Here is a 24,700-nt window from a genome sequence, read left to right on the forward strand (position 1 = left end):
GTCGTCGTGGCGTGTTACACCTCGCGGCCGCAGGAGGAAAGCAGTTGATCGAGATCGGTTTCGGTCCGCAGGTCTGCGGCGAACTGGCCGGCGGGGCGACCCGGGAGTGGCTGGTCACCGACGGCCTGGGCGGGTACGCGATGGGCACGGTGAGCGGGTTGCGTACCCGGCGCTACCACGGCCTGCTGGTGGTGGCCGGGCAGACGCCGGCCGCCCGCACGGTGGGCCTGGTGAGCCTGGACCCGGCGGTGATCTGGCCCTCCGGAGCGCGGGTGCGGCTCGGCGCGCACGAGTGGTCCTCGGGCGTGGTCGACCCGCGCGGCTTCGAGCTGCTGGAGCGCTTCGAGCTGGTCGACGGGCTGCCGAGGTGGCGCTGGCGGATCGGCGACGTGGTGATCGAGCGGGAGCTGGCGATGACCCACGGCCGTCCCGGCGTGGCGGTGGTGCACCGGCTGGTGGCCGGCGGGCCGGTCCGGCTGGAACTCTCGGCGGCCTGCACCTGGCGGGACGCGCACGGCGAGCGCCGCGCGGACGGCCCGGCGCCGGCGATGGAGCCGGTTGACGGCGGTGCGGTGGTGGAAGGCTCCTTCCGGCTGGCCGGGCCGGACTGGACGCCGGAGGGGCAGTGGTGGCTCGGCGTGCACCACCGCGAGGAGGCCGCGCGCGGTCTGCACCCGGAGGAGGACCTCTGGTACGCCGGCCGCTTCGCCGGCGCGCTGGACCGCCCGGGTGACACCGTGTCGGTGCTGGCCTGGGCCGGCGACCTGGCCGACCAGCCGCCGGCGGCGACCGAGGTGGTCGCGGCGGCGCGGCGGCGGCACCGGGCGGTGGTGGCGGCGGCGCGGCCGGCCGACCCGGTCGAGGCCACCCTCGCCCTGGCCGCGGACGCGTTCGTGGTGCGCACCGCCGCCGGGCCGGACGTGGTGGCCGGCTATCCCTGGTTCGGGGCGTGGTCGCGGGACACGATGACCTCGTACGAGGGGCTGTTCCTCTGCACCGGGCGGGCCGACGAGGGGCGGGACCTGCTGCGCTCGTACGCGGCGACGCTGTCGGAGGGGATGTTGGCGAACACCGCCGACACCGGCCGGGTGGAGTACAACACCGTCGACGCGACGCTGTGGTTCCTGCACGCGGTGAGCCGGCACGTGACGGTCACCGGCGACACCGACCTGGGCGACGAGCTGCTGCCGGCGCTGCACGCGGTGGTCCAGGCGCACCTGGCCGGCACCCGGTACGGCATCGCGGTGGACCCGGCCGACGGCCTGCTCACCCAGGGCGGCGTCCCGGGCACCGCGCTGACCTGGATGGACGCCCGGGTCTACGGGGTGCCGGTGACCCCGCGCACCGGCAAGCCGGTCGAGGTCAACGCGCTGTGGATCAACGGGCTGGCCGGTGTGGCCGAGCTGACCGAGCTGGCCGGCCGGGACGCGGCCGAGCTGGGCCGGCTGCACGCCCGGGCCCGGGAGGCGTTCGGCAAGCGGTTCCCGTCGCCGGCCGGCTGGCTGCACGACGTGGTCGACGCGCCCGCGCCGGCGTACCCGCTGGGCGGGGCGGCGCACCACGACGACGACCTGCTGCGCCCCAACCAGCTGCTGGCCTGGTCCCTGCCGTACGCCCCGCTGGACCCGGACCCGGCGGTGCTGCGCCGGGTGGCGGCGGGGCTGTTCACCCCGCTCGGCCCGCGCAGCCTCTCCCCCGACTCCCCCGACTTCGCCGCCCGGCACCGGGGCGGTCCGGCCGAGCGGGACACCGCCTACCACCAGGGGACCGTCTGGCCGTGGCTGATCGGGCCGTTCGTCGAGGCGTACCGGAAGGCCGGCCTGCCCACCGATGACCTTTTGGTCGGACTTGAGGGCCATTTGGTGGATTTCGGCCTAGGATCGGTGAGTGAGACGGCCGACGGCACCGCGCCGCACGCCGCCACCGGTTGCCCGTTCCAGGCGTGGTCGGTGGCCGAGCTGCTGCGCGTCCGGCGGCCCCGCTAGACACCCGTTACACACCGGCAACGACGGCGTCTTCGCTGGTTATCCAGCGGTCGGCAGGATGGGCCCCGACCCAGGCGAGACGACGGGCATCCCGGTGGGGTGTCGGCCGCCGCACGTACGGGGGACAACTCAAAGGGGGCCTTCATGTCACCTGACGCCGACGTGATCGACATCCACCCCGCCCGGCACCAGCGGGTGCTGATGCTCTCCTGGGAGTACCCGCCCGTGCTGGTCGGGGGCCTGGGCCGGCACGTGCACGCGCTGTCGGTGGCGCTGGCCGCCGCCGGGCACGAGGTCACCGTCGTCACCCGGCACGCCGAGGGCGCACCCCTGGAGGAGTACGCCGACGGCGTGCGCATCGTCCGCGCCGCCGAGGACCCGGTCACCTTCCCCCTGGCCACCGGCTCCCTGCTGGCCTGGACCATGGCCTTCAACCACACCCTGACCCGCGCCGCCCTGCGCGCCGCCGAGTCCGGCGCCTACGACGTCATCCACGCCCACGACTGGCTCGTCGCGCACACCGCGATCACCCTCGCCGAGCACCTCGACCTGCCCCTGGTCACCACCATCCACGCCACCGAGGCCGGGCGGCACCAGGGCTGGCTGCCGGAGGAGATGAACCGCACCATCCACGGCGTCGAGCACTGGCTCAGCAACGCCTCCGCCCGGGTGATCGCCTGCTCGGGCTACATGCGCGACCAGGTCACCCGGCTCTTCGAGGTGCCGGCCGCGCGGGTCGACGTGGTGCCCAACGGCGTCGACGACCGGGCCTGGCACGCCCGCCCCCGGGCGGTCGCCTCGGCGCGCGCCCGGTTCGCCGGGGACGGCCCCCTGGTCGGGTACGCCGGCCGGCTGGTCTACGAGAAGGGCGTCCAGCACCTGGTGCACGCCGTGCCGGACCTGCGCCGGCGGCACCCGGGGCTGCGGGTGGTGATCGCCGGCGACGGGCCGTACCGGGAGGAGCTGCTCGACCAGACGCGGCGGCTGGACCTGGGCGACACGGTCCGCTTCGCCGGTTTCATGGACGCCACCCAACTGCCGGCGGTGCTGGCCGCCACCGACGCGACCGTGGTGCCCAGCCTCTACGAGCCGTTCGGGATGGTGGCGCTGGAGGCCGCGGCGGCCGGCGCGCCGCTGGCGGTGGCGGACACCGGGGGGCTGGCCGAGATCGTGGAACCCGGCGTCACCGGGGTGACCTTCCCGCACAGCGACCCGGACGCGCTCGCCGGCGCGGTCGACCAACTCCTCGGCGACGAGGTCTTCGCCCGCCGGGTGGCCCGCCGGGCCCGCACCATGGTCAGCCGGCGCTACGCCTGGGCGACCATCGCGGCCCGCACCGCGGCCAGCTACGCCGTCGCGCGGCGCGAGCACGGCACGTTCCAGGCCCGGCGGGCCGCCGCGCTGCTGGGCGACGGGCGGGCCCGGATCGCCATTCCCGAGGGCAACCTGCTGGCGATGGACTCCGCGGCCTGCTGACCCGCCGAATCCCCCCGACGGATAGGTCTCCCCCGATCCCATTGGCTACGGTGTACGTCGGCCAACGGTGAGGAGAACGGTGCAGCAGGTAGTGATCGCCGGCCGGTACCGCCTGCTGGAGCTGGTGGGACGGGGCGGGATGGGCCGGGTGTGGCGGTCCCGGGACGAGATCCTGCACCGGGAGGTGGCGGTCAAGGAGGTCGTCCCGCCGCACTGGCTGGCCGAGGCCGAGCGCGACGAGCTGCGGCTGCGGACGCTGCGCGAGGCGCGCACCGCGGCCCGGCTCAACCACCCCAACGTGGTCCGCGTCTACGACGTGGTCCAGGTCGACGACCGCCCGTGGATCGTGATGGAGTACGTCCCCTCGCGGACGTTGCAGGCCGTCCTGGAGCAGACCGGTCCGGTCGACCCGGTGCGCGCGGCCGGCATCGGGCGGGCCCTGCTGGCCGCCCTGCGCGCCGCGCACACCGCCGGCGTGCTGCACCGCGACGTCAAGCCGCAGAACGTGCTGATGGCCGACGACGGGCGGGTGATGCTCACCGACTTCGGGCTGGCCACCTTCGACGGTGGCGACGGACTGACGACCGGGCCCGGAATGGTCCTCGGCTCGCCGCAGTTCGTCGCCCCGGAACGCGCGGCCGAGGGGGTGTCCAGCGTGGAGGCCGACCTGTGGTCGCTCGGCGCCACCCTGCACGCCGCCGTCGAGGGGCGCTCCCCGTACGCCCGCAGCACCGCGATGGCCACCCTCGCGGCGCTGGCCACCGAACCGCCCGACCCGGCGCCGCACGCCGGTCCGCTCGGACCGGCGCTGCAGGGGCTGCTGCGCCGCGACCCGCGACGACGGATCCGCCACGACGAGGCGGACCGGCTGATCGCGGCGGCCGAACAACCGTCCGCCCCGGAGCCGCCCACGGTGGTGCTCCCCGTCGCCCGCCCGGCGGGCAGCGTGCCACCACCGCCGCCCTGGCCCGGCGTGCGGGACCGCTCCGACACCGGCGCCGCGGAATCGGGCGACGCCGACCGGTCCGGCGCGACGTCCACCGGCGGACGGCAGCCGGGCGAGGCGGTCCCGGCCGGTGCCGCGCTGCCCGTCGCCGGCCGTCCGGGAATCGAGCAGGAACGCGAGGCCACCCGCGCCACCCCGGTCGCCACGCGGGCGGCGGCCGACCGGCTCGCCGTGCTCAAGGGTGCCCTGGCCCGGCTGCGACTCACCCCGCGCCGGGTGGCGCTGGTGGTGACGGCGCTGGGCGTGGCGGCGGCCACCGGGATCGGCACCGCCTTCGCGCTCGTCGGCGACGGGTCGAACCGCTCACCGACCGCGACGCCGGTCAGCGCGTCCACCCCCGACAAATCTCCCGCCGGACCCCTCGACGCACCGTACGGCCGCCGGCCGGACCGGCCCCCGCCGGGCGGTGACCGTCCGGTGGGCCCCCCACCCTTCCCGTGCCTGCGGCCCAACCCGATCGGCGAACCGATCGTCGCCCGGCCCGGCACGGCCGACGGCGGCTTCCGTCCGCCCGCCGGCTGGACCTGGCACGTGGAGGAAGGCTGGCGGGTCGCGGTGCCCGTCGGCTGGCTCCGCTTCACCGAGAACGAGGTTGCCTGCTTCCGCGACCCGTCCAGCCTCCGCACGCTCAGCGTCGAACCCGTCGCCGACCACCTCGACCCGGTGGCCTGGTTACGGGCCGAGGAGCACCGGCTGCGCGACGCCGGCACGCTCCCCGGGTACGCCAAGGTGCGCCTCGGCGCGTCCGGCGACCGGGGCGCACAGTGGGAGTGCCGCTGGACGGCCCCGTTCGGCAAGCGACAGCACGCGCTGCGCCTGTTGCCGGGCGACGAGGCCGGCGCCTGGATGCTCGGCTGGAGCGCGGCGGACGACGACTGGGCCGCCTCGGCCGGGCAGCTCACCGTGGTGCGGCAGAGCTTCCGGGGCCGCGTCACCGAGGTGGTCTCCCCCACCTGACACCCACCCACGATCCCGGCCGCGCTGCCGATGAGAAACCGCAGGCTGCTCGATATCGTGTACCAGGGGTAGCCAAGGGGGAACGCCGTGCAGCAACTGCTGGTCGCCGGGCGGTACCGGCTGCGCGATCTGGTCGGCAGCGGCGGGATGGGCCGGGTCTGGCTGGCCCGCGACGAGATGCTGCACCGAGACGTCGCCGTCAAGCAGGTGGTCCCGCCGCACTGGCTGGCCGAGGCCGAGCGCGACGAGTTGCGACTGCGCACGTTGCGCGAGGCGCGGACCGCGGCCCGGCTCAACCACCCCAACGTGGTCCGGCTCTACGACGTGGTGCACGACCGGGACAGCCCGTGGATCGTGATGGAGTACGTGCCGTCGCGCTCCCTGCAGGAGCTCATCACCGCCGAGGGGCCGCTGGACCCGGGGCGTACCGCGCGGATCGGGCTGGCGGTGCTGGCCGCGTTGCGCGCCGCGCACGCCGCCGGGGTGCTGCACCGCGACGTCAAGCCGCACAACGTGCTGGTCGCCGACGACGGGCGGGTGATGCTCACCGACTTCGGGCTGGCCACCTTCGACGGTGGGGACGGCCTGATGACCGGGCCGGGGCAGGTCTTCGGCTCACCGCAGTTCGTCGCCCCGGAGCGGGCCCGGGACGGCGTCTCCGACCCGCGCACCGACCTGTGGTCGCTGGGCGCGACGCTGTACGCGGCCGTGGAGGGCCGGGCCCCGTACGCCCGGTCGAGCGCGATGGCGACGCTGAGCGCGCTGGCCACCGAGCCGCCCGACCCGGTGCGCCGGGCCGGGCCGCTGCGGCCGGTGCTGGAGGGACTGTTGCAGCGCGACCCGTGGCGACGGCTGACCGCCCTGGAGGTCGAACCGCTGCTGCGGGCGGCGCTCACCGCCGCAGCGAGTGAGCTGCCCGTGGCCGGCCGACGTCCCGACGCCGTCGACGGGCCGGCGGTGGACGTTCAGGTGCCGACGGACCTCCGGCCGTGGCGCCCCACCGCGCCGGTGGCCGGGACCGCGGTGACGGTCGTCCCGCCGGGCACCGCCCGACGCCGCCGGTGGGCGCTGATCGCTGCGGCCGTCGCGAGCGCCCTGCTGGTCGGCGCCGGGATCGCGGCGGTGCTGCGCGACGACGACCGGGCGGCGCGCGCCCCCGGTGGCGGCGGGGGCGCGACCGCCGCCCGGCCCGCGGCCTTCCCCTGCGCCACGCCCGCCCCGGCGGACGCCACCCCGGTCCCCTCCGTGCCGCCGCCGGCCGGCGAGCCCGCACTGGTTCCGGGGTGGACCTGGTACGAGGATCGCACCGGCTTCCGGATCGCCGCGCCGGCGCGCTGGCTGCGCTTCGCCGACGGCGCGGCCACCTGCTTCCGTGAACCGGGCGGCGCGCGGATGCTCAGCGTGGCCCCCGGTGTCGCGCCGCCGGACCCGGTCGCCCACTGGCGCGCCGAGGAGCGGCGGCTGACCGGCGACGGGGCGCTGCCCGGCTACCGCCGGGTGGAGATCTCCCGGCTGGACCTGTTCCGGGGCGGGGCGCTGTGGGAGTGCTCCTGGCTCAACGCGGCCGGCGTCCAGGTGCACACCGCCCGGCTGATCGTGGCCGTCGCCGCAGGTCGCGCCTACACCGTCTCATGGTTGACAGAAGAGTTCGACTGGCAGGTCAACGCGACATACTTCCTGATGATCCGGCAGAGCTTCCGGCCCGCGACCTGACACCCTCCCCTGTGGACCGTCCGGGTGATTGCCCCTCCGGCGGCGGCTCTGACACAGTGGCGTAGCTTTGTCGATCAAGAACCTGGGGAGGGCGACGCGACATGATGGGACCGTCCCACGCGCTGTCCGGCGCGGCGGTGTGGCTGACCGGCTCGTGGGCGCTGGACCAGTTCGCCGACTACCACCAGTCGCCGTTGGCGCTGGCCGTCGGCACCGCGGTCTGCGCCGGCGGGGCGCTCTTCCCCGACCTCGACCTCTCCGGCAAGGTGACCCGCAACCAGGGCGGCGCGACGGTGGCCCGCACCTTCGGGGTCTTCTCGCTCTTCATCGCCGAGGTGATGGAGAAGATCTCGCTGGGCGTCTACTACGCCACCAAGCTGAGCCGGGACCCGCGCCGCAACAACGGCCACCGGACGCTGACCCACACCCTGCCGTTCACCGCGCTGGTCGGCTGGGGCACCACCGCGCTCTGCACCGCGTACGGCAAGTGGGCCGTGGTGAGCATCCTGTTCTTCATGATCGGACTGGCCCTGCGCGGGCTCTTCGACCAGTGGGCCGAGCGGGCCGGCTGGGTCATCGTGACGCTGGCCTCGGCCGCCGCCGCCTGGTTCACCTTCGCCAACCTGCCCGGCGACCGGGGCTATCCGATGATCGGGCTGGCCGTCGGGGTGGGCTGCTTCGTGCACATCCTCGGCGACATGATCACCAAGGCCGGGGTGCCGATCCTCTGGCCGATCCCGATCAAACGGCGGATGTGGCTGATGATCGGCCTGCCCAACGGCATCGCGCTGCGTACCGGCAGCAAGGCCGAGGTGATCGTGCTGCGCACCGCGCTCACCGTGCTCTCCGTGCTCGCCACGCTCGGGCTGGTGGCGCCGTCGGTGCTGCAGCGATTCAACATCGAGGTGTGAGCAGCCACGGGCCGGCGCCGGCCGGCGACGACGAGGTACCGGCGTTCTGCCGCCACCTGGGCATTCCCGGGCTGGCCGACGTGCACGTGCACTTCCTCCCGCCCCGCCTGCTGCGGCGGGTGTGGGCGTACTTCGACGCGGCCGGGCCGCTGGTCGGCACCGAGTGGCCGATCCGGTACCGGTGGAGCGACGACGACCGGGTCGCGCACCTGCGGCGGATGGGCGTACGGGCGTTCAGCGCGCTGGCGTACCCGCACAAGCCCGGCATGGCGGCGGAGCTGAACCGGTGGACGCTGGACTTCGCCCGGGCCACCCCGGGGTGCCTGCCCTCGGCGACCTTCTTCCCGGAGCCGGACGCGCCCCGGTACGTCGCCGAGGCGCTGGACGACGGGGCCCGGGTGTTCAAGGTGCACGTCCAGGTCGGCGGGTTCGCCCCGACCGACCCGGCACTGGACAAGGTGTGGGGGCTGCTCGCCGACGCGGGCGTGCCGGTGGTGGTGCACGCCGGGCACGCGCCGGTCGGCACCGCGCACACCGGGCCGGAGGGCTTCGCGGCCCTGCTGGCCCGGCACCCGCGGCTGAGCGCGATCGTGGCGCACCTGGGCGCGCCCGACTACGCCGCCTTCCTCGACCTGGCCGAGCGCCACGAGCGGGTACGACTCGACACCACCATGGCGTTCACCCCGTTCTTCGACCGCTTCGTGCCCTTCCCCGCCGGTGAGCTGCCCCGGCTGCGCGAGCTGGGGCTGGCCGGCAAGGTGCTGCTGGGCAGCGACTTCCCGAACATCCCCTACCCGTACGCCGAGCAGCTCGCCGGGCTGGTCCGGCTCGATCTGGGCGACGACTGGCTGCGCGCGGTGTGCTGGCACAGCGCCGCCGACCTGTTCGACCTCCGCTGAGCGCTGCGCCGAGCGCGACCGCCGCCGGGCGGCGACCAGCGTCCCGGCGACGTGCCGAGCCAGCACAGTGATCACCGACCGCACCTCCCCCGGGCGGGGCGTCGCGTCCCGCACCTCAGGTGCAGGCGTGCTGCACCGGCGACGGGGCCGGCTCAGACGCCGACGCGTTGCGGCGGGACGGTGAGGCCGTAGAGCGCCATCAGCTCCGGTGTGTCGACCCGGCTGCCGTCGGCCACCGAGTCGCAGGCGATGTCGACGATCTGGTCCTTGTGCGCCAGCAGGTACGGCCGGGCGCCGACGTCGGCGCTGGCCAGGGTGGCGATGCCGGACCAGTGCCGCCGGCCGAACAGCATCGGGTAGCCGCGCAGCCCGTCGTAGGTGGCGCAGACCAGCACGTCCGGATACGGCAGGGCGGCCACCCGGCGTACCGCCGCGGGAGTGAGGCCCGGCATGTCCACCGGCACCACCACCACGGCCTCGATCCCGCCGTCGGTGAGCGCGGCCAGGCCGGCCCGGATGGAGGAGCCCACCCCGGTGCCCCAGGCCCGGTTGACCACCACCGTGACGCGGCTCAGGTCGGCGGTCTCCCGCACCTGGTCGGCGGCCGCGCCCAGGACCACCACGATCTGCTCGCAGCCCGCCTCGGTCATCGTGTCGATCATCTGGTTCACCAGGGGCGTACCGCCCTGGTGCAGCAGCGCCTCCGGTCCGCCGATCCGGCGTCCCCCGCCCGCTGCGATGATCATCCCTGCGATCCGGTTCAGCTGCGCCACCTCCGTCGTGAAGACGGACCGGAGCAGAGCTGCCCGGCCCGTTGCGCACACCGGACCCAACGAGCACCCGGGGCGCCGGGTAGCGGGGCAAATAGGAAAATCGTGCGCTATGCCGCGTCGGCGTAGCAGTCGACGATGGACAGATCCAGCGGGAACCGGACCGGAGTGTCCCCGAACAGCAGCGCCGACGCCCGGTCGCCGGAGCGGCCGACCGCCTCGGCGACCGCCTCGGCCTGCCCGGCCGGACAGTGCACCAGCACCTCGTCGTGCTGGAAGAAGACCAGCTCGGCATCGGTGCCGGCCAGCTCGCCCCGGAGCGTGGCGAGCAGCGTCGAGGCCCATTCGGCGGCGGTGGCCTGGATGACGAAGTTGCGGGTGAACCGCCCCCGCGAGCGGGCCGCCCGGGCGCGCGGGGACTGCGGGTCGGCGCCGGGATCGACGCTCGCCTCGTCGCCGTCGACGAAGCCCGCCGTGCCCGGCGGGCAGGTGCGCCCGAGCCAGGAGCGGACCAGCCCGCCCGCCTCGCCGGTGCGGGCCGCCGCCTCCACGTAACCGAATGCCGTCGGGTAGCTGCGCCGCAGCACCGCCAGCGCGGGCAGCGCCGCCCCGCCGGTCTGGCCGTACATCGCGCCGAGCAGGGCCACCTTGGCGCGGGCCCGGTCACCGCCGAAGGCGTCCTGGGCCAGCGCCGCGTAGAGGTCACCCGCCCCGCCCGCCGCGGCGAGCCGGGCGTCGCCGGAGACCGCGGCGAGCACCCGCGGCTCCAGCTGACCGGCGTCGGCGACCACGAACCGCCAGCCCGGGTCGGCCACCACCGCCCGCCGGATCACCTTCGGGATCTGCAACGCGCCACCGCCGCGGGTCGCCCACCGGCCGGAGACCACCCCGCCGGGGACGTACTCCGGCTGGAAGCGGCCGTCGCGCACCCAGGCGTCCCGCCAGGCCCGGCCGTGCGCCGTCCAGATCCGGTAGAGCTCCTTGTATTCCAGCACCAGCGGCACCGCCGGGTGGTCGACGCCGCGCAACACCCAGGCCCGGGTGTTGGGCAGCTCCACCCCGGCCCGGGCGAAGGCCCGCAGCAGCTCCGCCGGGGAGTCGGCGTGCACCTGGCGTACGCCGAAGGCGTCGGCGATCCGGGCGGCCAGCTCGGCCAGCCGCCGGGGCGGCCCGCCGACCGGGGACGCCTCACCGAGCAGCTCGTCGAGGATCGCGTCGTGCACGTCGGCGCGCCAGGGCAGGCCGGCGGCGCCCATCTCCACCGCCACCAACGCGCCGGCCGACTCGGCGGCGACCAGCAGCCGGAACCGGCCCGGGTGCTCCGTCGCCGCGATCCGGGCGAGCTGGTCGGCGTACACCCGCACCAGGGCCTCGATGCCCGGACCCGGCGGCCCGGGGACGGCCTCGAAGAGGGCGCCCTGGCCGTTTCCGGGGGGCGCGGGCGGACGCGGCGGCGGGTCGGGTGGCACGGCCGCGCCGGTGAGCCGGGCGTACGCGGCGGCGAGCGAGCGCGGCTCGCCCCAGCGGCCCGCGTTGCCGAGCAGCAGGGCCTCGGTCAGCTCGACGTCGTGGCAACGCTCGACCCGCACCCCGGCGCGCAGCAGCGCCGGGTAGAGCGCCACGCCCGACGGCCAGACCCAGCGCGGGTGGGCGGCGGCCTCCCGCGCGGCGACGGCGGCGGCGAGGTCGACGGCCACCTCGGCCGCGCCGGCCGGACGCCCCTGGGCGTCGAGAGGCTGGAGCACTCCCCCGCCCCGCTCGTCCGCCACCACCGCCACCAGCACGGATGCGATTCTGCCTCGCCCCTGTGACACCGGCGCCGCCGCACGCCCGCGCCGCTGTCCCGGATGCGCGTCCGCCGGCCGCGCCGTCACCGTCGCGGGCGGGCCCGCACGTGCCGCCCCCCGGTTTGCGGCGTGTCGGGGTGTCGGCGGCACGGGATGCGCCGACCCGCCGCAAAGCGGGAGCTTGGGCGGGCCGCGGGAAGCCGACATACGGGTCGGTGCGGCGTCGAAGTGATCGGTAGCGTGGGCGGGTGCCCCCGCAGATCCCCCATCCCGAACCCGGCATCGCGGACACCAGGGGGCCGTTGCGCTACATCTGGTGGCTGATCCGCTGCCAGCCCTGGCGGGTGCTGCGCGGCAGCCTGCTCGGCACGGCCTGGATGATCGGGCTGTCGGTGCGGCCCTGGCTGATCGCCCGCGCGGTCGACGACGGGCTGCGCGCCCACGACAACCGCGCCCTGTGGCTTTGGATCGCGGCGATCGTCGTGGCGGGCGTCGGACTGTCGTACCTGGGCATCATGCGCCACCGCACGATGACCTTCATCCGGGAGGACGCGAAGGCCCGCTCGGCCGCCGTGGTGCTGCGGCAGCTCTCCCGGATCGGCGCGGTGCTGCCCCGCCGGGCGGCCGCCGGCGAGGTGGCCACCGTCGGCGGCTCCGACATCGACTGGACGGCGCAGGTGCTGACGCTGACCGGGCCGGGGGTCGGCGCGGTCGTCGCCTACGCGGTCATCGCCGTCGTGCTCTGGTCCATCTCCCCCTTCCTCGCGCTCTGCGTGCTCATCGGCGTGCCGGCGGTCGGGCTGGTGGTCGGGCCCCTGCTGCGCCGCCTCGAACGGGCCGAGTCCGTCTACCGGCAGCAGCAGGGCGCGCTCACCGCCCGCTCCGGCGACATCGTGGCCGGGCTGCGGGTGCTCGCCGGGGTCGGCGGCCGGGACCTGTTCGCCCGCCGCTACGCCACCCGGTCGCGAGCCCTGCTCGCCGAGGGCTACCGGGTCGGTGCGGTCAACAGCTGGATCGACGCGGCCACGGTCGCGATTCCCGGGCTCTTCCTCGCGGCGGTGGTCTGGCTCGCGGCCCGGATGGCGGTGACCGGCGACATCAGCATCGGGGAGCTGGTCGCCGTCTACGGCTACGTGGCGACCCTCGTAGTGCCGGTCTGGTTCCTGCTGGAGGGCAGCCACCAGCTGATCCGCGGCCGGGTGGCCGCCCGCCGGATCGTCGCCCTGCTCGACCTGACCCCGGACGACGTCGGCGGTCCCCGCACCGGTGCCGGTGGGCGACCTCCGGTGCCCGGTGCCCGCCGGCCGGAGGCGGCACCCGCGCCCGCCGGCCCCGCCGACCTGCACGACCCGGCGACCGGGCTGACCGTCCGCGCCGGCCGGCTCACCGGCGTCGCCGCCGACGACCCGGCCGAGGCGCTGGCGCTGGCCGACCGGCTCGGGCGGTACGCCGTCTCCGACGCCACCTGGGGCGGCGTGCCGCTGACCGGGATCGCGCTGGACGAGGTGCGGGCCCGGATCCTGGTCGCCGACCACGACTCGTACCTGTTCGCCGGGAGCCTGCGCGACATCCTGCGCCCCCGGCCGGGCGCCGACGACCGCCCCGGGCCGGGAACCGACGACGACCTGGTGGCGGCGCTGCGCGCCGCGTCCGCCGAGGACGTCGCCGAGGCCCTGCCGGACGGGCTCGACACCCCGCTCGACGCCCGGGCCCGGACGCTCTCGGGCGGCCAGCGGCAACGGATCCGCCTGGCCCGGGCGCTGCTCGCCGAGCCGGAGGTGCTGATCCTTCTCGACCCGACGTCCGCCGTGGACGCGCACACCGAGGCGCGGATCGCCGAGCGGCTGCACGCCGCGCGGGCCGGCCGGACCACGCTGCTGCTCGCCACCTCGCCGCTGCTGCTCGGCCGGGCCGACACGGTCGCCCACCTCCGGGCGGGCCGGATCGTCGCCACCGGCAGCCACGCCGACCTGCTCGAGCGGGACCCGGGCTACCGACGGCTGGTCGCCCGGGACAGCGCCGAGCCCGACCTCGACCGGCCCGCCGACGCCGAGGGGGCCTTCCCGTGAGCGCGCTGCCGGTGGCCGACCGGAGCACGGTACGCCGGGCGCTGCGGGACCTGATCGGCCGGCACCGCCGCGCGGTGCTGGCCGTCCTGGCGCTGCACAGCGCCGCCGCGATCGCCGGGCTCGCCCCGCCGTGGCTGCTGGGCCGCATCGTCGACGGGGTGACCGGGGGCGCCGGCGTCGCCACCGTGGACCGGCTGGCGCTGGCGATCGGCGCGGCGGTCCTGGTGCAGGCGCTGCTCTCCCGGTACGCCCAGTACGCGGGCCACCGGTTCGGGGAGCGGGCCGTGGCGGAGCTGCGCGAGGACTTCGTCCGGCGGACGCTCGGGCTGCCCGTCTCCGTCGTCGAGCGGGCCGGCTCCGGGGACCTGGCCACCCGCAGCTCGGTCGACGTGTCCACGGTGGGGACCACTGTCCGGGACGTGGTGCCCACCATCGTCATCGCCTCGGTGCAGCTGACCCTGCTGTTCGGAGCGGTCTTCCTGCTGCACCCGCTGCTGGGCCTCGCGGCGCTGACCGGGCTGCCGTCGATCGGCGCGGTCACCCGCTGGTACCTGCGCCGGGCCAGCCCCGCGTACCTCACCGAGGGCGCGGCCGCCGCCGCGCTGACCGAGACGCTGACCAGCACCGCCGACGGCGCCCGCACCGTCGAGGCGCTCCGCCTCGCCGACGACCGGATCGCCCGCGGCACCACGCGCATCGCCCGGCTGTGGGCCGCCCGGCGGGCGACGCTGGGGCTGCGCACGGTGTTCTTCACTGTGGTGGAGGCCAGCTACCCGCTCCCGGTCGCCGCGGTGCTGCTGGTCGGCGGGTACCTGCTCGCCCGGGGTTCGGTCTCGCTCGGCGCGGTGGTCGCCGCCGCGCTCTACCTGCAACAGGCCATCGAACCGCTGGACCGGCTGCTGCAGTGGACGGAGCAGGCGCAGCGCGGCTTCGCCTCGTTCGCCCGGGTGCTCGGCGTCGGCCTGGTGCCACCCGAGTCGCCCGGCGCCGCCTGCACCCCGCGGGATGAGCGCCTCGTGGTGCGCGGGGCGCGCTTCTCCTACGCCCCGGGGCACGACGTGCTGCACGGCATCGACCTGGAGGTACGCCCCGGCGAGCGGCTCGCCGTCGTGGGCCCGTCGGGGGCCGGGAAGTCCACCCTGGCCCGGCTGCTGGCCGGGATCGACGCGCCCCGGCAGGGCGTCGTCAGCATCGGCGGCTGCCCGGTCACCGACCTCGACCCGGCCGAGCGCCGCCGGCGGATCGCCCTGGTGACCCAGGAGCACCACGTCTTCATCGGCTCGGTGCGCGACAACCTCGCCTTCGCCGCCCCGGACGCCACCGACGAGCAGATGCGCTCCGCGCTGCGCACCGTGGGCGCCGACTGGTACGCCGAGCTGCCCGACGGCCTGGACACCCCGCTCGGCGACGGGGCCCGGCAGCTTGCCGCGGCCGAGGCCCAGCAGCTCGCCCTGGCCCGGCTGGTGCTCGCCGACCCGCACACGCTGATCCTCGACGAGGCGACCGCCGCGCTCGACCCGACCACCGCCCGGCGCACCGAGCGGGCCCTCGCCGCCGTGCTGACCGGGCGTACCGTCATCGCGATCGCACACCGGCTGAACACCGCGCACGACGCCGACCGGGTGGCCGTCCTCTCCGACGGCCGGATCACCGAGATCGGCAGCCACCACGACCTGGTCCGCGCCGACGGCGCCGGAGGTGAGGCCGGACTGGATCTGCCGCTGGAAGAGCGCGTAGACGAGGATCATCGGCAGGATGGCGATGGTCAGTGCGGCGAAGAGGCCGGACCAGTCCGCCTCGTAGCCGGCGTTGACCGAGATGTCGGCGATGCCCTGGGTTAGCACCCACTTGTCCTTGGCGTTGGAGAGCAGCACCAGCGGCAGCTGGTACTGCGCCCACTGGCCGATGATGTTGAAGATCGCCACGCTGATCAGGCCCGGCTTGGCCATCGGCAGCATCACCTGGAAGAACAGCCGGGTGTGCGAGCAGCCGTCGATCATGCCGGCCTCGGCCACCGAGTTCGGCAGCGTCTTGAAGAACGCGGCCAGGAAGAAGATCGTGAACGGCAGCGAGTAGGCGATGTAGACCAGGATCACGCCGGTGTGGGTGTCCAGCAGGCCCAGGTTCTTCACCACGAAGAAGAGCGGCACCAGGGCCAGGAAGACCGGGAAGGCCAGCCCCGAGACGAACAGGTAGTAGATCGCCCGGTTGCCCCAGAACTTGTAGCGGGCCAGCACGTACGCGGCCATCGAGCCGAGCAGCATGGTGCCTAAGGTGCTGCACGCCACCACGAAGACGCTGTTCAGGAAGTACCGGCCGACGTGCGCCTTGGTCCAGGCCCGGCCGAAGTTCTCCCAGCGCAGCTCCGCCGGGAGCGTCCACGGGCTGCTGAAGATCTCGCTGGTGTTCTTGAAGGCGGCCAGGAACGTCCAGAGGATCGGCACGATCACGATCACCGCCCAGACGGCGAGCGAGATCTGCCCGAGGCTGCTGAGCAGCCGTACCTCCTGGTGCTGGCGCTTGCGGCGGCGGGCGTCGGGGGCCGCGGCCGGCGGCGTGGCCCCGGACGTCGGCGGCAGCGTCGTCTGCGATGTCATCTCAGTACTCCACGCTTTCCCGCTTGGTCAGCCGCAGCGTCAGCGCCGCGAACGTGAGGGTGAGGAAGAACAGCGCCACGCCCATCGCCGAGGCGTAGCCGTACTTCGAGTAGACGAAGGCGTTGCGGTAGATCTCCACCGCCAGCACCGTCGTCGCGCCGTCCGGGCCACCGTTGTCCACCGAGAGGACCGCGACGATGGCGAACGCGTCGAACGCGGCGATGCCGAGATAGACCCAGGCCACCTGGAGGGTGTCCCAGAGCAGCGGCAGGGTGACCCGGAAGAAGAGGGTCACCTTGCTCGCCCCGTCCATCTCGGCCGCCTCGTAGATCTCGCCCGGGATGGAGGCCATCCCGGCCGAGAAGAGCACCACGTAGAAGCCGACGGCCTGCCAGACCAGCACCGCGATGATCGACCAGAGCGCCAGGTTCGGCTTGACCAGGAAGAGCACCGGGTCGAGGCCGAGCTTCATCAGCACACCGTTGATCAGCCCGGACTCGTTGGGCCGGTAGACCATCTGGAACAGCACCGCGATGATGGCCACCGCCAGGACCTGAGGGAAGAAGAACACCACCCGGTAGAACTTCGCCCCCCGGACCCCCTGGCGCTGCCCACCCACGCTCCGCCCGCCCACGTTGAGCAGGAAGGCGAAGAAGAGCGCGATGACGATGGTGATCAGCGGCAGGGCAAGCAGCAGTACGCCGTGGTGCTGGACCGCCTTCCAGAAGCTGCCGTCCTCGAGCAGCCGCCGGTAGTTGTCCAGGCCCACCCACTGCGGGGCGGAGAGCCCCCGCCAGTTGGTCATCGAGATCTGGAACGCCTGCGCGTACGGCGCGATGACGAAGACGACGTACAGCGTGACCGGGGCGAAGAGGAACCCGATCACAAATGGATACTTGCCGTGCCGCATGATCCCGCTACTCCGATCGGTCAGCGCTTGAACTTGGCGACGGAGCTGTCCTTCTTGATCGCGTCGGCGCGCTTCTGGATCCGCTCCACGAAGGCGTCCGCCTTGATCCGGCCGAACATCAGCTCGTTGGTGGCGGTGCGCGCCTCCGTGTCGAGCTCCTTGTACCAGCCGTCGAAGTACAGGTTGAACACGTCCTGGCCGGCCGCCTTGAGGGCGGCCTGCGAGCTGGCCACACCCGGCGGGAAGGCGAAGCCCTCGCTGCCGGCGGTGACCACGGTCGGGGCCTTGACCACCTCGGTGAAGCCCTTGGCGCCCGCGACGGAGAGCATCTGGCGCATGTACTCCATACCGCCCCGCGGGTTCTTGGACTTGGCGGAGACGAAGTAGCCCTCACCGGCGGTGGCGCGCAGCGCCGTGGCCGGCAGCTTGTCCGAGGCGGACAGGCTCGGCACCGGCATCAGCTGGTACTCGAAGCCGGCCGGGGTGTCCTTCTTCTGCTCGCCCTCCAGCCAGTCGCCGCTGGGGTAGAAGGCCAGCTTGTACTGGTTCTGCCGCAGCTGCACGTCGGTGTGCTTGAGCCCCTCGAAGCTCTTGTCGACGTACTTGGCGCCGATCTCGGCCCACGCCTCGGCAGCCTGCTTGACCGCGTCCTGCTGCCAGGCGCCGTCCTCCAGGTTGTCGATGTTCTTCAGCACGTCCGTGCCGCCGATCTTGGCGGCGTGGGTGAGGATCACGTTCCACTGGTAGTAGGCGGCGTTCGCACCGGCGTAGCCGTACGGGGTGATGCCCTTGGCCTTGATCTTGTCGAGCAGGGCGGTGAACTCCGACCAGGTCTTGGCCGGCGCCCAGCCGTTGTCGTTGAACAGCTTGCCCGAGTACCAGATGCCGAAGACCGTGGAGACGTAGTAGAGCACGTACGGCTTGCCGTTGAACGAGCCCGCCTCGACGGTGCCCGGCACGACGGTGTCGCGGACCTTCTTGTTCGGGTCGTCGACCGACGGGGCGTCCCACAGCTCGGTGAGGTCCATCAGCTGACCGTCGGCCACCAGCGAGCCGAAGTCGATCAGCTTCTCGCCCGAGTTGTTGACGAACTCCGGCGGGTTGCCCGAGGCGAAGCGGGGCTGGAGCACCGTGGAGACCGCCTGGGTGGCCTGGTGCTTCACCTCCGCCTTGGGGAACGCCTTCTTGTAGAGCGGCTGGTGCACGTCGGTGGCGTACTTCTCGCCGTAGCCACCGTTGAAGATGACCACCTCCAGCGGCGCGTCCTCCTTGACGCCCAGCGGGTTGGTGGCGCTCTTGGTGCCCGTCTCGGCCTTGCTGCCGCCCTCGTCGGAGGTGCTGGTCGCGCAGGCGCCGAGCAGGCTGACCGCCGGGGTGGCGAGCAGGCCCGCGGCGGCGGCGCGGCCGAGCAGGGTACGGCGGCTGACCTCGGAAGGCTGGTCGGGGGTAATCGACATCGTCGTCTCTCCTTGTGGTGTCGGGTCAGGCGGTTCGCCGGAGACGCCCGGCGTACCGCGACTCGAGGGCGAGGTTGTGCTCGTCCCCGCCGGGGACGTTGGCGGAGAGGTAGATAGGGGGTACCTCTCCGGCCTGGTGGAACCGTCGTACGACCTCCGCGGTCAGCAGCTGCGCCAGCAGCGCGGTGGTGACCGAGGAGACCGCACAGACCGCGCCGCCGCCCTCGAGCGGCAGCAGTGCGTCGCCGTACGGCGCGCCGTTGTCCAGCACGACGTCGGCGAGATCGGCGAGCCGGTGACCGGACGGGTGGCGGGGAGCCACCCGGGCGGTGTGGGCGACCGAGGTGACCGCGATCAGCGGGTGGCCGCCGTCCTTGACCAGCAGCGCCAGCTCGACGACCGAGCCGTTGATGCCGGACTGCGAGGCGACGACGAAGACGTCGGCCGGGTGCGGGCCGGCGAGGGCGTGCAGCTGGTGGGCGACGGCCGGGTCGCGCTCCAGCTTGGGGTCGGCGAGCAGGGTGCGGGGCGCGTCGCCGTGCAGCACCAGGTCGTGCAGGGAGAGCCGGTTGGTGGGTACCAGCCCGCCGGCCCGGGCCACCAGCTCGGCGGCGAACGCCTCGGAGTGCCCGGCGCCGAAGGCCTGCAGCACCCCGCCCGAGCGCAGGCTGGCGACGATCAGGTCGGCGGCCCGGCCGATGGCCTCGGCCTGCGAGTCGACCACCCGGTCGAGGACCGGGCGGACGGCCTCGGCGTACCCCTGTGCACTGATCATGAGGCGGCCCCCTTCGCGGCCTTGTGCCCGTCGACGGCCTGGGCGGTACGCCGGAAGGCCGCGTGGGCGCGGTCGTGGGTGCGCTGCGCCACGGCGATGTAGAGCAGGTCGAGCACGACGAGCTGCGGGTGCCGGGCGGAGAGCGCGTCCGGCCGGAAGGTGGTGGCCTGGCTGGCGGTGAGCAGCACGATGTCGGCCAGCTCGGCCAGCGGCGAGCGGGGGAAGCCGGTCAGCGCCACGGTGGTCGCGCCCCGGCTGTCCGCCTCGGCCAGCATCTCGATGGTCTCCCGGGTCTGCCCGGTGTGCGAGATGCCGAGCGCGACGTCCCCGACGCCGAGCAGCGCGGCGCTGGCCAGCCCCTCGTGCACGTCGCTCCAGGCCCAGGCGGCCACCCCGATGCGGTGCAGGCTGAACTGCATCTCCTCGCCGACCAGGGCGCTGCCGCTGGCGCCGAAGATGTTCACCCGGGACGCTCCGGCGATGGCCACCGCGGCGCGTTCCACCTCGGCGAGGTCCAGCAGGGCGGCGGTGTCGTGCATGGCCCGGGTGTCGGCGGCCATGATCTGGTCGAGCACCCGCTCCAGGGGGTCGCTCGGCTGGATCTCGCGGCCGATGTCGACGGTCCAGCCGGCCGACCGGGCCCGGCCGGTCTCCGAGGCGATGCCGAGCCGCAGGTCGGCGTAGCCGTCGAAGCCCATGGCCCGGCAGAACCGGGTGATGGTGGCCGGGGAGGTGCCGCTGCGCTCGGCGAGTTCCACGATGGTGGCCCGGGCCGCCGCCTCCGGGTCGCTGAGCACGTGCTCAGCGACCCGGCGCAACGCCCCCGTCAGCTCGCCCGCACCGGCCCTGACCCGGGCCAGCACCCCGTCGGCGCCCCGCCGGTCGACCGTGTCGGCGTCGACCACCGCGGTCCCCGCGGAAGTGTCCACCTCATGATCCACCATCGGGAGCGCCTTTCGGATAAGACTGTTAACTGTTAGTGGTAAAAGTTCTTACTGAAGGCCCCTCCGTGTCAATAGCGTGGGCGAAGTTTTCAAACTGTTACCTGGCGCACAGGGCCTCGGCGGTCCCCCAGCTTGCCCCAGCGGCACGCGGCGGACCAGCATGAACCCACCCGTACCGCCGCACCGGGAGGCCCGTGAGCATGTCCGACACCGTCGTGGTCGGTCTCGACGTCGGAGGTACGTCCACCCGCGCCGCCGCGTTCACCCTCGCCGGGGAGCGGCTGGGCACCGGCCGGGGCGGCGGCGGCAACCCGACCAGTCACGGCGCCGAGCGCGCCGCCGGCGAGCTGCTGACCGCGCTGACCGGCGCGCTCACCGGGGTGGACCCCACCCGGGTACGCGCCGGCACCATCGGCCTCGCCGGCGCCGCCCGCCTGCTGGCCGACCCGGCGGGGCGGGCCGCCTTCGACCGGGCCTGGGCCGAAGCCGGCCTGCGCTGCCCGTACGCGGTGCACGGCGACGCCCTCGTCGCGTACGCGTCGGGCACCGCCGCCCCGGACGGCACCGTGCTGATCGCCGGCACCGGGGCGATCGCCGCCCAGGTACGCGACCTGCGGCTGGACCGGGTCGCGGACGGGCACGGCTGGCTGCTGGGCGACGCCGGCTCCGGCTTCTGGCTGGGGCGCGAGGCGGTCCGCCGGCTGCTGGCGACCCTGGACAGCGCCGCCGCGCCCGATCGGCTGGGCCGCCGGCTGCTCACCGAACTGCTCGGCTCGGCCGAGGTGGCGACCCGTACCCGGGACACCGTCGACGCGCTGGTCCAGGCGGTGACCACGCGGCCCCCGGTCGAGCTGGCCCGGCTCGCGCCGCTGGTGGTGACCGCCGCCGTCGAGGGCGAGCCGGAGGCGGTGGCGCTGCTCGACGCGGCCGCCGCGCACCTGGTGGACAGCGCCGCGCGGATCCGGCCGGCGGAGGCGGTCACCCCGATCGTGCTCGGCGGCGGACTGCTCACCGGCGACACGCCGCTGGCGGCGGCGGTCCGTGCCGAGGCGCACCGGCGCTGGCCGGGCGCCGCGGTGCGCACGGCCGGCGACGGCGCCGCCGCGGCGGCCTGGCTCGCCGCCCGGGAACTGCCCGAGGCCGGCGACCCGCTGGCCCTGCACGCCCTGCTGGTCCCCGCCGGCCGCTGAGCCCTCCCGGCCCTACCGTCAGGCCGGACCGGGCAGAAGGGTGATCAGTCTCGGTCAACTCTCACTTGAGCTGACCGGCGGTCAGGCCGGACTGCACCTGCCGCTGGAAGGCCACGTAGACCGCGAGCACGGGCAGCACCGCGATGCTGAGGCCGGCGAAGAGCCGGGCGTAGTCGCCGGCATAGCCCTGGCTGACCGAGAGGGCGAAGAGCCCCTGGGCGAGCATCCACTTCGACTCGTCGCCCTGCATCAGCACCTGCGGCAACAGGAACTGGTTCCAGTGGCTGAGGAAGTTGAAGATCGCGACACTGATCAGTCCCGGACGGGCCATCGGCAGCATCACCCGGAAGAAGAGCCGGAAGTGACCGCAGCCGTCGACCAGCGCCGCCTCCGCCACCGAGGTGGGCAGGGTGCGGAAGAAGGCGGTCAGGAAGAAGACCGTGAACGGCAGCGAGTACGCCGCGTACACCAGGATCAGGCCGGTCCAGGTGCCGAAGAGCCCGGCGTTGCGGACCACGAAGAAGAGCGGCACCAGGGCGAGGAAGACCGGGAACATCAGGCCGCCGACGAAGAGGTAGTAGACGACCTGCCGGCCCCGGAACTCGTACCGGGCGAAGACGTACGCGGCGGTGGCGCCCATCAGCATGGTCAGGCTGACCGACCCGGCCACCACCACCAGGCTGTTGAGGAAGTACCGGCCGATGTGCGCGCCCGTCCAGGCCCGGGACCAGTTCTCCAGGCGCAGCGTCTCGGGCAGCCCCCAGGGGTCGGCCAGGATCTCGCCGTTGCTCTTGAACGAGCTGACGAACATCCAGAGCAGCGGCAGCACCGTCAGCGCGGCCCAGACCAGCAGGAAGCCGTGCGAGAAGACGTTGGCGACGCCGAGTTCCCGGCGCACGGCGCGATCGGCCTTCGAGGCGGGTGCGGCCGCAGCCACCACACCATCCGAGGTCTCTAGGACTGTCATGTGGCTCGCGGCGCAGATCGGCCCGACGCTCCTCGGCGCAGGCCCACGCCGCCACCTCCCCACGGAAATTGTCGGAGCGTACCCATAGCATGCGGACCATGACGGAGGTGGTGAAGCGGACGTTCAAGTACCGCTTCTTTCCGACGGCAGAACAGGCCGCTCAGCTCAATCGCACGTTCGGCTGCGTCCGATGGGTCTACAACAAGGCCCTGCAGGAACGCAGTTCGACCTGGAAGACACAGCGCAGAGGAACCACGTACGCCGAATCTTCTGCTGCGCTGACGCAGTGGAAGAAATCTGAGGAGTTTGCGTTCCTCAACGAGGTGTCCTGCGTCCCGCTTCAGCAAGCGATCCGACACCTCCACTCGGCCTTTACAGCGTTCTTTGCCAAGAGGGCTCGATACCCCCGCTTCAAGTCCAAGCACCGTTCGCGGGCAACGGCAATCTTCACCCGTTCCGCCTTCACGTGGCGAGAAGGGCGGCTGATGCTCGCCAAGATGCCGCAGCCGCTCAACATCGTCTGGTCGCGTCCACTTCCGCCAGGTGCGGTACCCTCCACGGTTATTGTGTCTCGGGACAGAGCAGGACGCTGGTTCGTGTCCCTCCGGATCGAAGACGCAACAATTCACACGCTGCCGAAGGCCATCGGCGCCGTTGGGGTGGACGTCGGCATAACCACCCTCGCGACGCTGTCCACGGGCGAGGTGGTGGAAAATCCCCGCCATGAACGGCGGGACCGGCGGAAGCTCGCCCGAGCACAGCGCCTCCTCTCCCGCAAGGTGGCCAGCTCCCGCAACCGGGAAAAAGCCAGCGTCAAGGTAGCGAGGATCCACTGCCGGATCAGCGATCGACGCCACGACCACCTGCACAAGCTGACAACTCGACTGATCCGTGAGAACCAAACGGTCGTCGTCGAGACGCTCAGCATCCGCAACATGATGCGAAACCGCACGTTGGCGAGGGCGATCGCTGACGCGGGTTGGTACCGCTTGCGCTCCATGCTGGAGTACAAGGCCCGCTGGTATGGACGGACGGTGATCGCGACCGACCGGTGGCTTCCGTCGTCGAGGCGCTGCTCGGCATGCGGAGCGATCAACAATGCGCTGCGTCTGTCTGACCGTCTTTGGACGTGCGACTGTGGACTTATCCACGATCGGGATGTGAATGCCGCCAGAAACATCCTCGCCGCCGGGCTGGCGGAGAGGGAAAACGCCTGTGGAGGGAAGGTAAGACCGTTGTCGCAACAGCGCCAACGGCGCGACCCGACGAAGCAGGAAACCGGACGAGCAATCGTCGGACCTCATGCCCGAAGGGGCAGCGAGGGAGGTCAAGAGTACTCGATTCGGTCGCGTCGGCCGGCGCGCAGGGACAGCACCGCGACCGACAGGGTCAGGAAGAACATCACCACGCCGATCGCCGAGGCGTAGCCGAACTTGGTCTCGCTGCCGAACGCCGTGTCGTACATCCGCACGCCGATCACGTCGGTGGAGAAGTTGGGGCCGCCGTTGGTCATCAGCTGCACCAGGATGAAGCCGTCCAGGGCGAAGATGGCCAGGTAGACCCAGGCGACCTGGACGGTGTCCCAGAGCAGCGGCAGGGTGACCCGGCGCAGGGTGGTCAGCCGGGACGCGCCGTCGAGCATGACCGCCTCGTAGATCTCCTTCGGCACCGCCGACATCGCGGCGCCGAAGAGCACCACGTAGAAGCCGACGTTGCTCCAGACCATCACGGCCAGCACGCACCAGAAGGCGGTCCGCGGATCGCCGAGCCAGGTCGGCGAGGCGAGCCCCACCGCGTGCAGCGCGCTGGTCAGCAGGCCCTTGTTGGGGTGGTAGACCTCCTTCCAGAGCAGCGCGATGATCACCACCGAGAGCACCTGGGGGAAGAAGTAGACGGTGCGGTAGAGCGCGCTGCCGCGTACCCCGGTCACGCCGGCGCGGCCCTTGCGCCCGCCCATGTTGAGCATGGTGGCGAAGAAGAGCCCGAGCACGATGGTCAGCACCGGGACCAGGGCCAACAGGACGACGTTGTTCTTCAGCGCGTTCCAGACGTAGTCGTCGCGCCAGAGCGCCTTGAAGTTGGCCAGCCCCACGGAGTTGGCGTCGGCGGAGTAGCCGAGCCAGTCGGTGGTGGAGATCTGGAACGCCTGCAGGTACGGCGATACGACGAAGACGACGTAGAGCAGCACCGGCGGCACCAGGAAGGTGATGATCAGCGGGTACTTGCCATGTTTCACGGTGGGCCCCAACTCCCGGCGGGCGGCCGATGGGGACGCCGGTGCGTCCCC

18 protein-coding genes and 1 pseudogene are annotated in these 24,700 nt (G+C 73.5%); 10 read left to right on the forward strand and 9 right to left on the reverse strand.

Annotated features, from left to right (window positions below; genetic code table 11):
• Nucleotides 1–44: 44 nt before the first annotated feature.
• The 6 genes from ACSNN7_RS06725 to ACSNN7_RS06750 all read left to right on the forward strand — a co-directional run bounded on the left by ACSNN7_RS06725 (nucleotide 45) and on the right by ACSNN7_RS06750 (nucleotide 8,947).
• Nucleotides 45–1,985: an amylo-alpha-1,6-glucosidase gene (locus ACSNN7_RS06725; protein ID WP_436679770.1), complete on the forward strand. Its 1,941-nt coding sequence runs from the start codon at nucleotides 45–47 to the stop codon at nucleotides 1,983–1,985.
• 144 nt (nucleotides 1,986–2,129) lie between these two features.
• Nucleotides 2,130–3,461 (forward strand): glycosyltransferase family 4 protein, encoded by a 1,332-nt coding sequence (locus tag ACSNN7_RS06730; RefSeq protein ID WP_436679771.1) that lies wholly within the window; start codon nucleotides 2,130–2,132, stop codon nucleotides 3,459–3,461.
• 79 nt (nucleotides 3,462–3,540) lie between these two features.
• Nucleotides 3,541–5,424, forward strand: coding sequence for a protein kinase domain-containing protein (locus tag ACSNN7_RS06735; protein ID WP_436679772.1), 1,884 nt, complete (start codon nucleotides 3,541–3,543; stop codon nucleotides 5,422–5,424).
• 87 nt (nucleotides 5,425–5,511) lie between these two features.
• Nucleotides 5,512–7,137: a serine/threonine-protein kinase gene (locus ACSNN7_RS06740; RefSeq protein WP_436679773.1), complete on the forward strand. Its 1,626-nt coding sequence runs from the start codon at nucleotides 5,512–5,514 to the stop codon at nucleotides 7,135–7,137.
• Between the two features lie 101 nt (nucleotides 7,138–7,238).
• Nucleotides 7,239–8,048 carry a metal-dependent hydrolase gene (locus tag ACSNN7_RS06745; protein ID WP_436679774.1) on the forward strand — a complete coding sequence of 270 codons (810 nt, stop codon included), beginning with the start codon at nucleotides 7,239–7,241 and terminating at the stop codon, nucleotides 8,046–8,048.
• Nucleotides 8,045–8,947 carry an amidohydrolase family protein gene (locus tag ACSNN7_RS06750; protein WP_436679775.1) on the forward strand — a complete coding sequence of 301 codons (903 nt, stop codon included), beginning with the start codon at nucleotides 8,045–8,047 and terminating at the stop codon, nucleotides 8,945–8,947. The genes ACSNN7_RS06745 and ACSNN7_RS06750 overlap by 4 nt, the downstream gene beginning before the upstream one ends.
• A gap of 152 nt (nucleotides 8,948–9,099) precedes the next feature.
• Here the strand turns inward: ACSNN7_RS06750 and ACSNN7_RS06755 are convergent, their stop codons facing one another.
• Together ACSNN7_RS06755 and ACSNN7_RS06760 are read right to left on the reverse strand one after the other, a co-directional pair.
• Nucleotides 9,100–9,693: a nucleotidyltransferase family protein gene (locus ACSNN7_RS06755; protein ID WP_436679776.1), complete on the reverse strand. Its 594-nt coding sequence runs from the start codon at nucleotides 9,691–9,693 to the stop codon at nucleotides 9,100–9,102.
• A gap of 134 nt (nucleotides 9,694–9,827) precedes the next feature.
• Nucleotides 9,828–11,531 (reverse strand): bifunctional 3'-5' exonuclease/DNA polymerase, encoded by a 1,704-nt coding sequence (locus tag ACSNN7_RS06760; RefSeq protein WP_436679777.1) that lies wholly within the window; start codon nucleotides 11,529–11,531, stop codon nucleotides 9,828–9,830.
• Between the two features lie 317 nt (nucleotides 11,532–11,848).
• Between ACSNN7_RS06760 and ACSNN7_RS06765 the strand changes: the two genes are divergently transcribed.
• Together ACSNN7_RS06765 and ACSNN7_RS06770 are read left to right on the forward strand one after the other, a co-directional pair.
• Nucleotides 11,849–13,573, forward strand: a complete 1,725-nt coding sequence (locus ACSNN7_RS06765; RefSeq protein WP_436679805.1) for an ABC transporter transmembrane domain-containing protein — start codon at nucleotides 11,849–11,851, stop codon at nucleotides 13,571–13,573.
• Nucleotides 13,570–15,414, forward strand: a complete 1,845-nt coding sequence (locus ACSNN7_RS06770) for an ABC transporter ATP-binding protein (protein ID WP_436679778.1) — start codon at nucleotides 13,570–13,572, stop codon at nucleotides 15,412–15,414. Before ACSNN7_RS06765 ends, ACSNN7_RS06770 begins: the two co-directional genes overlap by 4 nt.
• On the opposite strand, the pseudogene ACSNN7_RS06775 reads toward ACSNN7_RS06770, so the two are convergent.
• From ACSNN7_RS06775 to ACSNN7_RS06795, 5 genes and pseudogenes are all read right to left on the reverse strand, one after another.
• Nucleotides 15,337–16,170: pseudogene (locus tag ACSNN7_RS06775) on the reverse strand (carbohydrate ABC transporter permease); the annotation flags it as partial. The gene ACSNN7_RS06770 and the pseudogene ACSNN7_RS06775 sit on opposite strands and share 78 nt — an antisense overlap.
• A gap of 1 nt (nucleotide 16,171) precedes the next feature.
• Nucleotides 16,172–17,080: a carbohydrate ABC transporter permease gene (locus ACSNN7_RS06780; protein ID WP_436679779.1), complete on the reverse strand. Its 909-nt coding sequence runs from the start codon at nucleotides 17,078–17,080 to the stop codon at nucleotides 16,172–16,174.
• Nucleotides 17,081–17,100: 20 nt separating this feature from the next.
• Nucleotides 17,101–18,537, reverse strand: a complete 1,437-nt coding sequence (gene ngcE, locus ACSNN7_RS06785) for an N-acetylglucosamine/diacetylchitobiose ABC transporter substrate-binding protein (RefSeq protein WP_436679780.1) — start codon at nucleotides 18,535–18,537, stop codon at nucleotides 17,101–17,103.
• 25 nt (nucleotides 18,538–18,562) lie between these two features.
• Nucleotides 18,563–19,312 carry a sugar isomerase domain-containing protein gene (locus ACSNN7_RS06790; RefSeq protein ID WP_436679781.1) on the reverse strand — a complete coding sequence of 250 codons (750 nt, stop codon included), beginning with the start codon at nucleotides 19,310–19,312 and terminating at the stop codon, nucleotides 18,563–18,565.
• Nucleotides 19,309–20,256: a MurR/RpiR family transcriptional regulator gene (locus ACSNN7_RS06795; RefSeq protein WP_436679782.1), complete on the reverse strand. Its 948-nt coding sequence runs from the start codon at nucleotides 20,254–20,256 to the stop codon at nucleotides 19,309–19,311. The genes ACSNN7_RS06790 and ACSNN7_RS06795 overlap by 4 nt, the downstream gene beginning before the upstream one ends.
• A gap of 200 nt (nucleotides 20,257–20,456) precedes the next feature.
• On the opposite strand from ACSNN7_RS06795, the gene ACSNN7_RS06800 reads away from it, so the two are divergent.
• A complete protein-coding gene (locus ACSNN7_RS06800) occupies nucleotides 20,457–21,446 on the forward strand; it encodes an N-acetylglucosamine kinase (protein ID WP_436679783.1) in 990 nt (329 codons plus the stop codon).
• Nucleotides 21,447–21,507: 61 nt separating this feature from the next.
• Here the strand turns inward: ACSNN7_RS06800 and ACSNN7_RS06805 are convergent, their stop codons facing one another.
• Nucleotides 21,508–22,413 (reverse strand): carbohydrate ABC transporter permease, encoded by a 906-nt coding sequence (locus ACSNN7_RS06805; protein ID WP_436679784.1) that lies wholly within the window; start codon nucleotides 22,411–22,413, stop codon nucleotides 21,508–21,510.
• 98 nt (nucleotides 22,414–22,511) lie between these two features.
• On the opposite strand from ACSNN7_RS06805, the gene ACSNN7_RS06810 reads away from it, so the two are divergent.
• Nucleotides 22,512–23,840, forward strand: a complete 1,329-nt coding sequence (locus ACSNN7_RS06810; RefSeq protein ID WP_436679785.1) for an RNA-guided endonuclease InsQ/TnpB family protein — start codon at nucleotides 22,512–22,514, stop codon at nucleotides 23,838–23,840.
• Here the strand turns inward: ACSNN7_RS06810 and ACSNN7_RS06815 are convergent.
• Nucleotides 23,741–24,649 carry a carbohydrate ABC transporter permease gene (locus ACSNN7_RS06815; RefSeq protein WP_436679786.1) on the reverse strand — a complete coding sequence of 303 codons (909 nt, stop codon included), beginning with the start codon at nucleotides 24,647–24,649 and terminating at the stop codon, nucleotides 23,741–23,743. The two genes, ACSNN7_RS06810 and ACSNN7_RS06815, sit on opposite strands and share 100 nt — an antisense overlap.
• Nucleotides 24,650–24,700 lie beyond the last annotated feature (51 nt).

The sequence above is a fragment of the Micromonospora sp. URMC 105 genome, assembly GCF_051386295.1.
GTDB lineage: Bacteria > Actinomycetota > Actinomycetes > Mycobacteriales > Micromonosporaceae > Micromonospora.

Coding starts and splice junctions, on each gene's coding strand:
- ACSNN7_RS06730 (WP_436679771.1), top strand. CDS start 2,130: ATGTCACCTGACGCCGACGTGATCGACATCCACCCCGCCCGGCACCAG.
- ACSNN7_RS06745 (WP_436679774.1), top strand. CDS start 7,239: ATGATGGGACCGTCCCACGCGCTGTCCGGCGCGGCGGTGTGGCTGACC.
- ACSNN7_RS06755 (WP_436679776.1), bottom strand. CDS start 9,693: ATGATCATCGCAGCGGGCGGGGGACGCCGGATCGGCGGACCGGAGGCG.
- ACSNN7_RS06780 (WP_436679779.1), bottom strand. CDS start 17,080: ATGCGGCACGGCAAGTATCCATTTGTGATCGGGTTCCTCTTCGCCCCG.
- ngcE (WP_436679780.1), bottom strand. CDS start 18,537: ATGTCGATTACCCCCGACCAGCCTTCCGAGGTCAGCCGCCGTACCCTG.
- ACSNN7_RS06790 (WP_436679781.1), bottom strand. CDS start 19,312: ATGATCAGTGCACAGGGGTACGCCGAGGCCGTCCGCCCGGTCCTCGAC.
- ACSNN7_RS06795 (WP_436679782.1), bottom strand. CDS start 20,256: ATGGTGGATCATGAGGTGGACACTTCCGCGGGGACCGCGGTGGTCGAC.
- ACSNN7_RS06800 (WP_436679783.1), top strand. CDS start 20,457: ATGTCCGACACCGTCGTGGTCGGTCTCGACGTCGGAGGTACGTCCACC.
- ACSNN7_RS06805 (WP_436679784.1), bottom strand. CDS start 22,413: ATGACAGTCCTAGAGACCTCGGATGGTGTGGTGGCTGCGGCCGCACCC.
- ACSNN7_RS06810 (WP_436679785.1), top strand. CDS start 22,512: ATGACGGAGGTGGTGAAGCGGACGTTCAAGTACCGCTTCTTTCCGACG.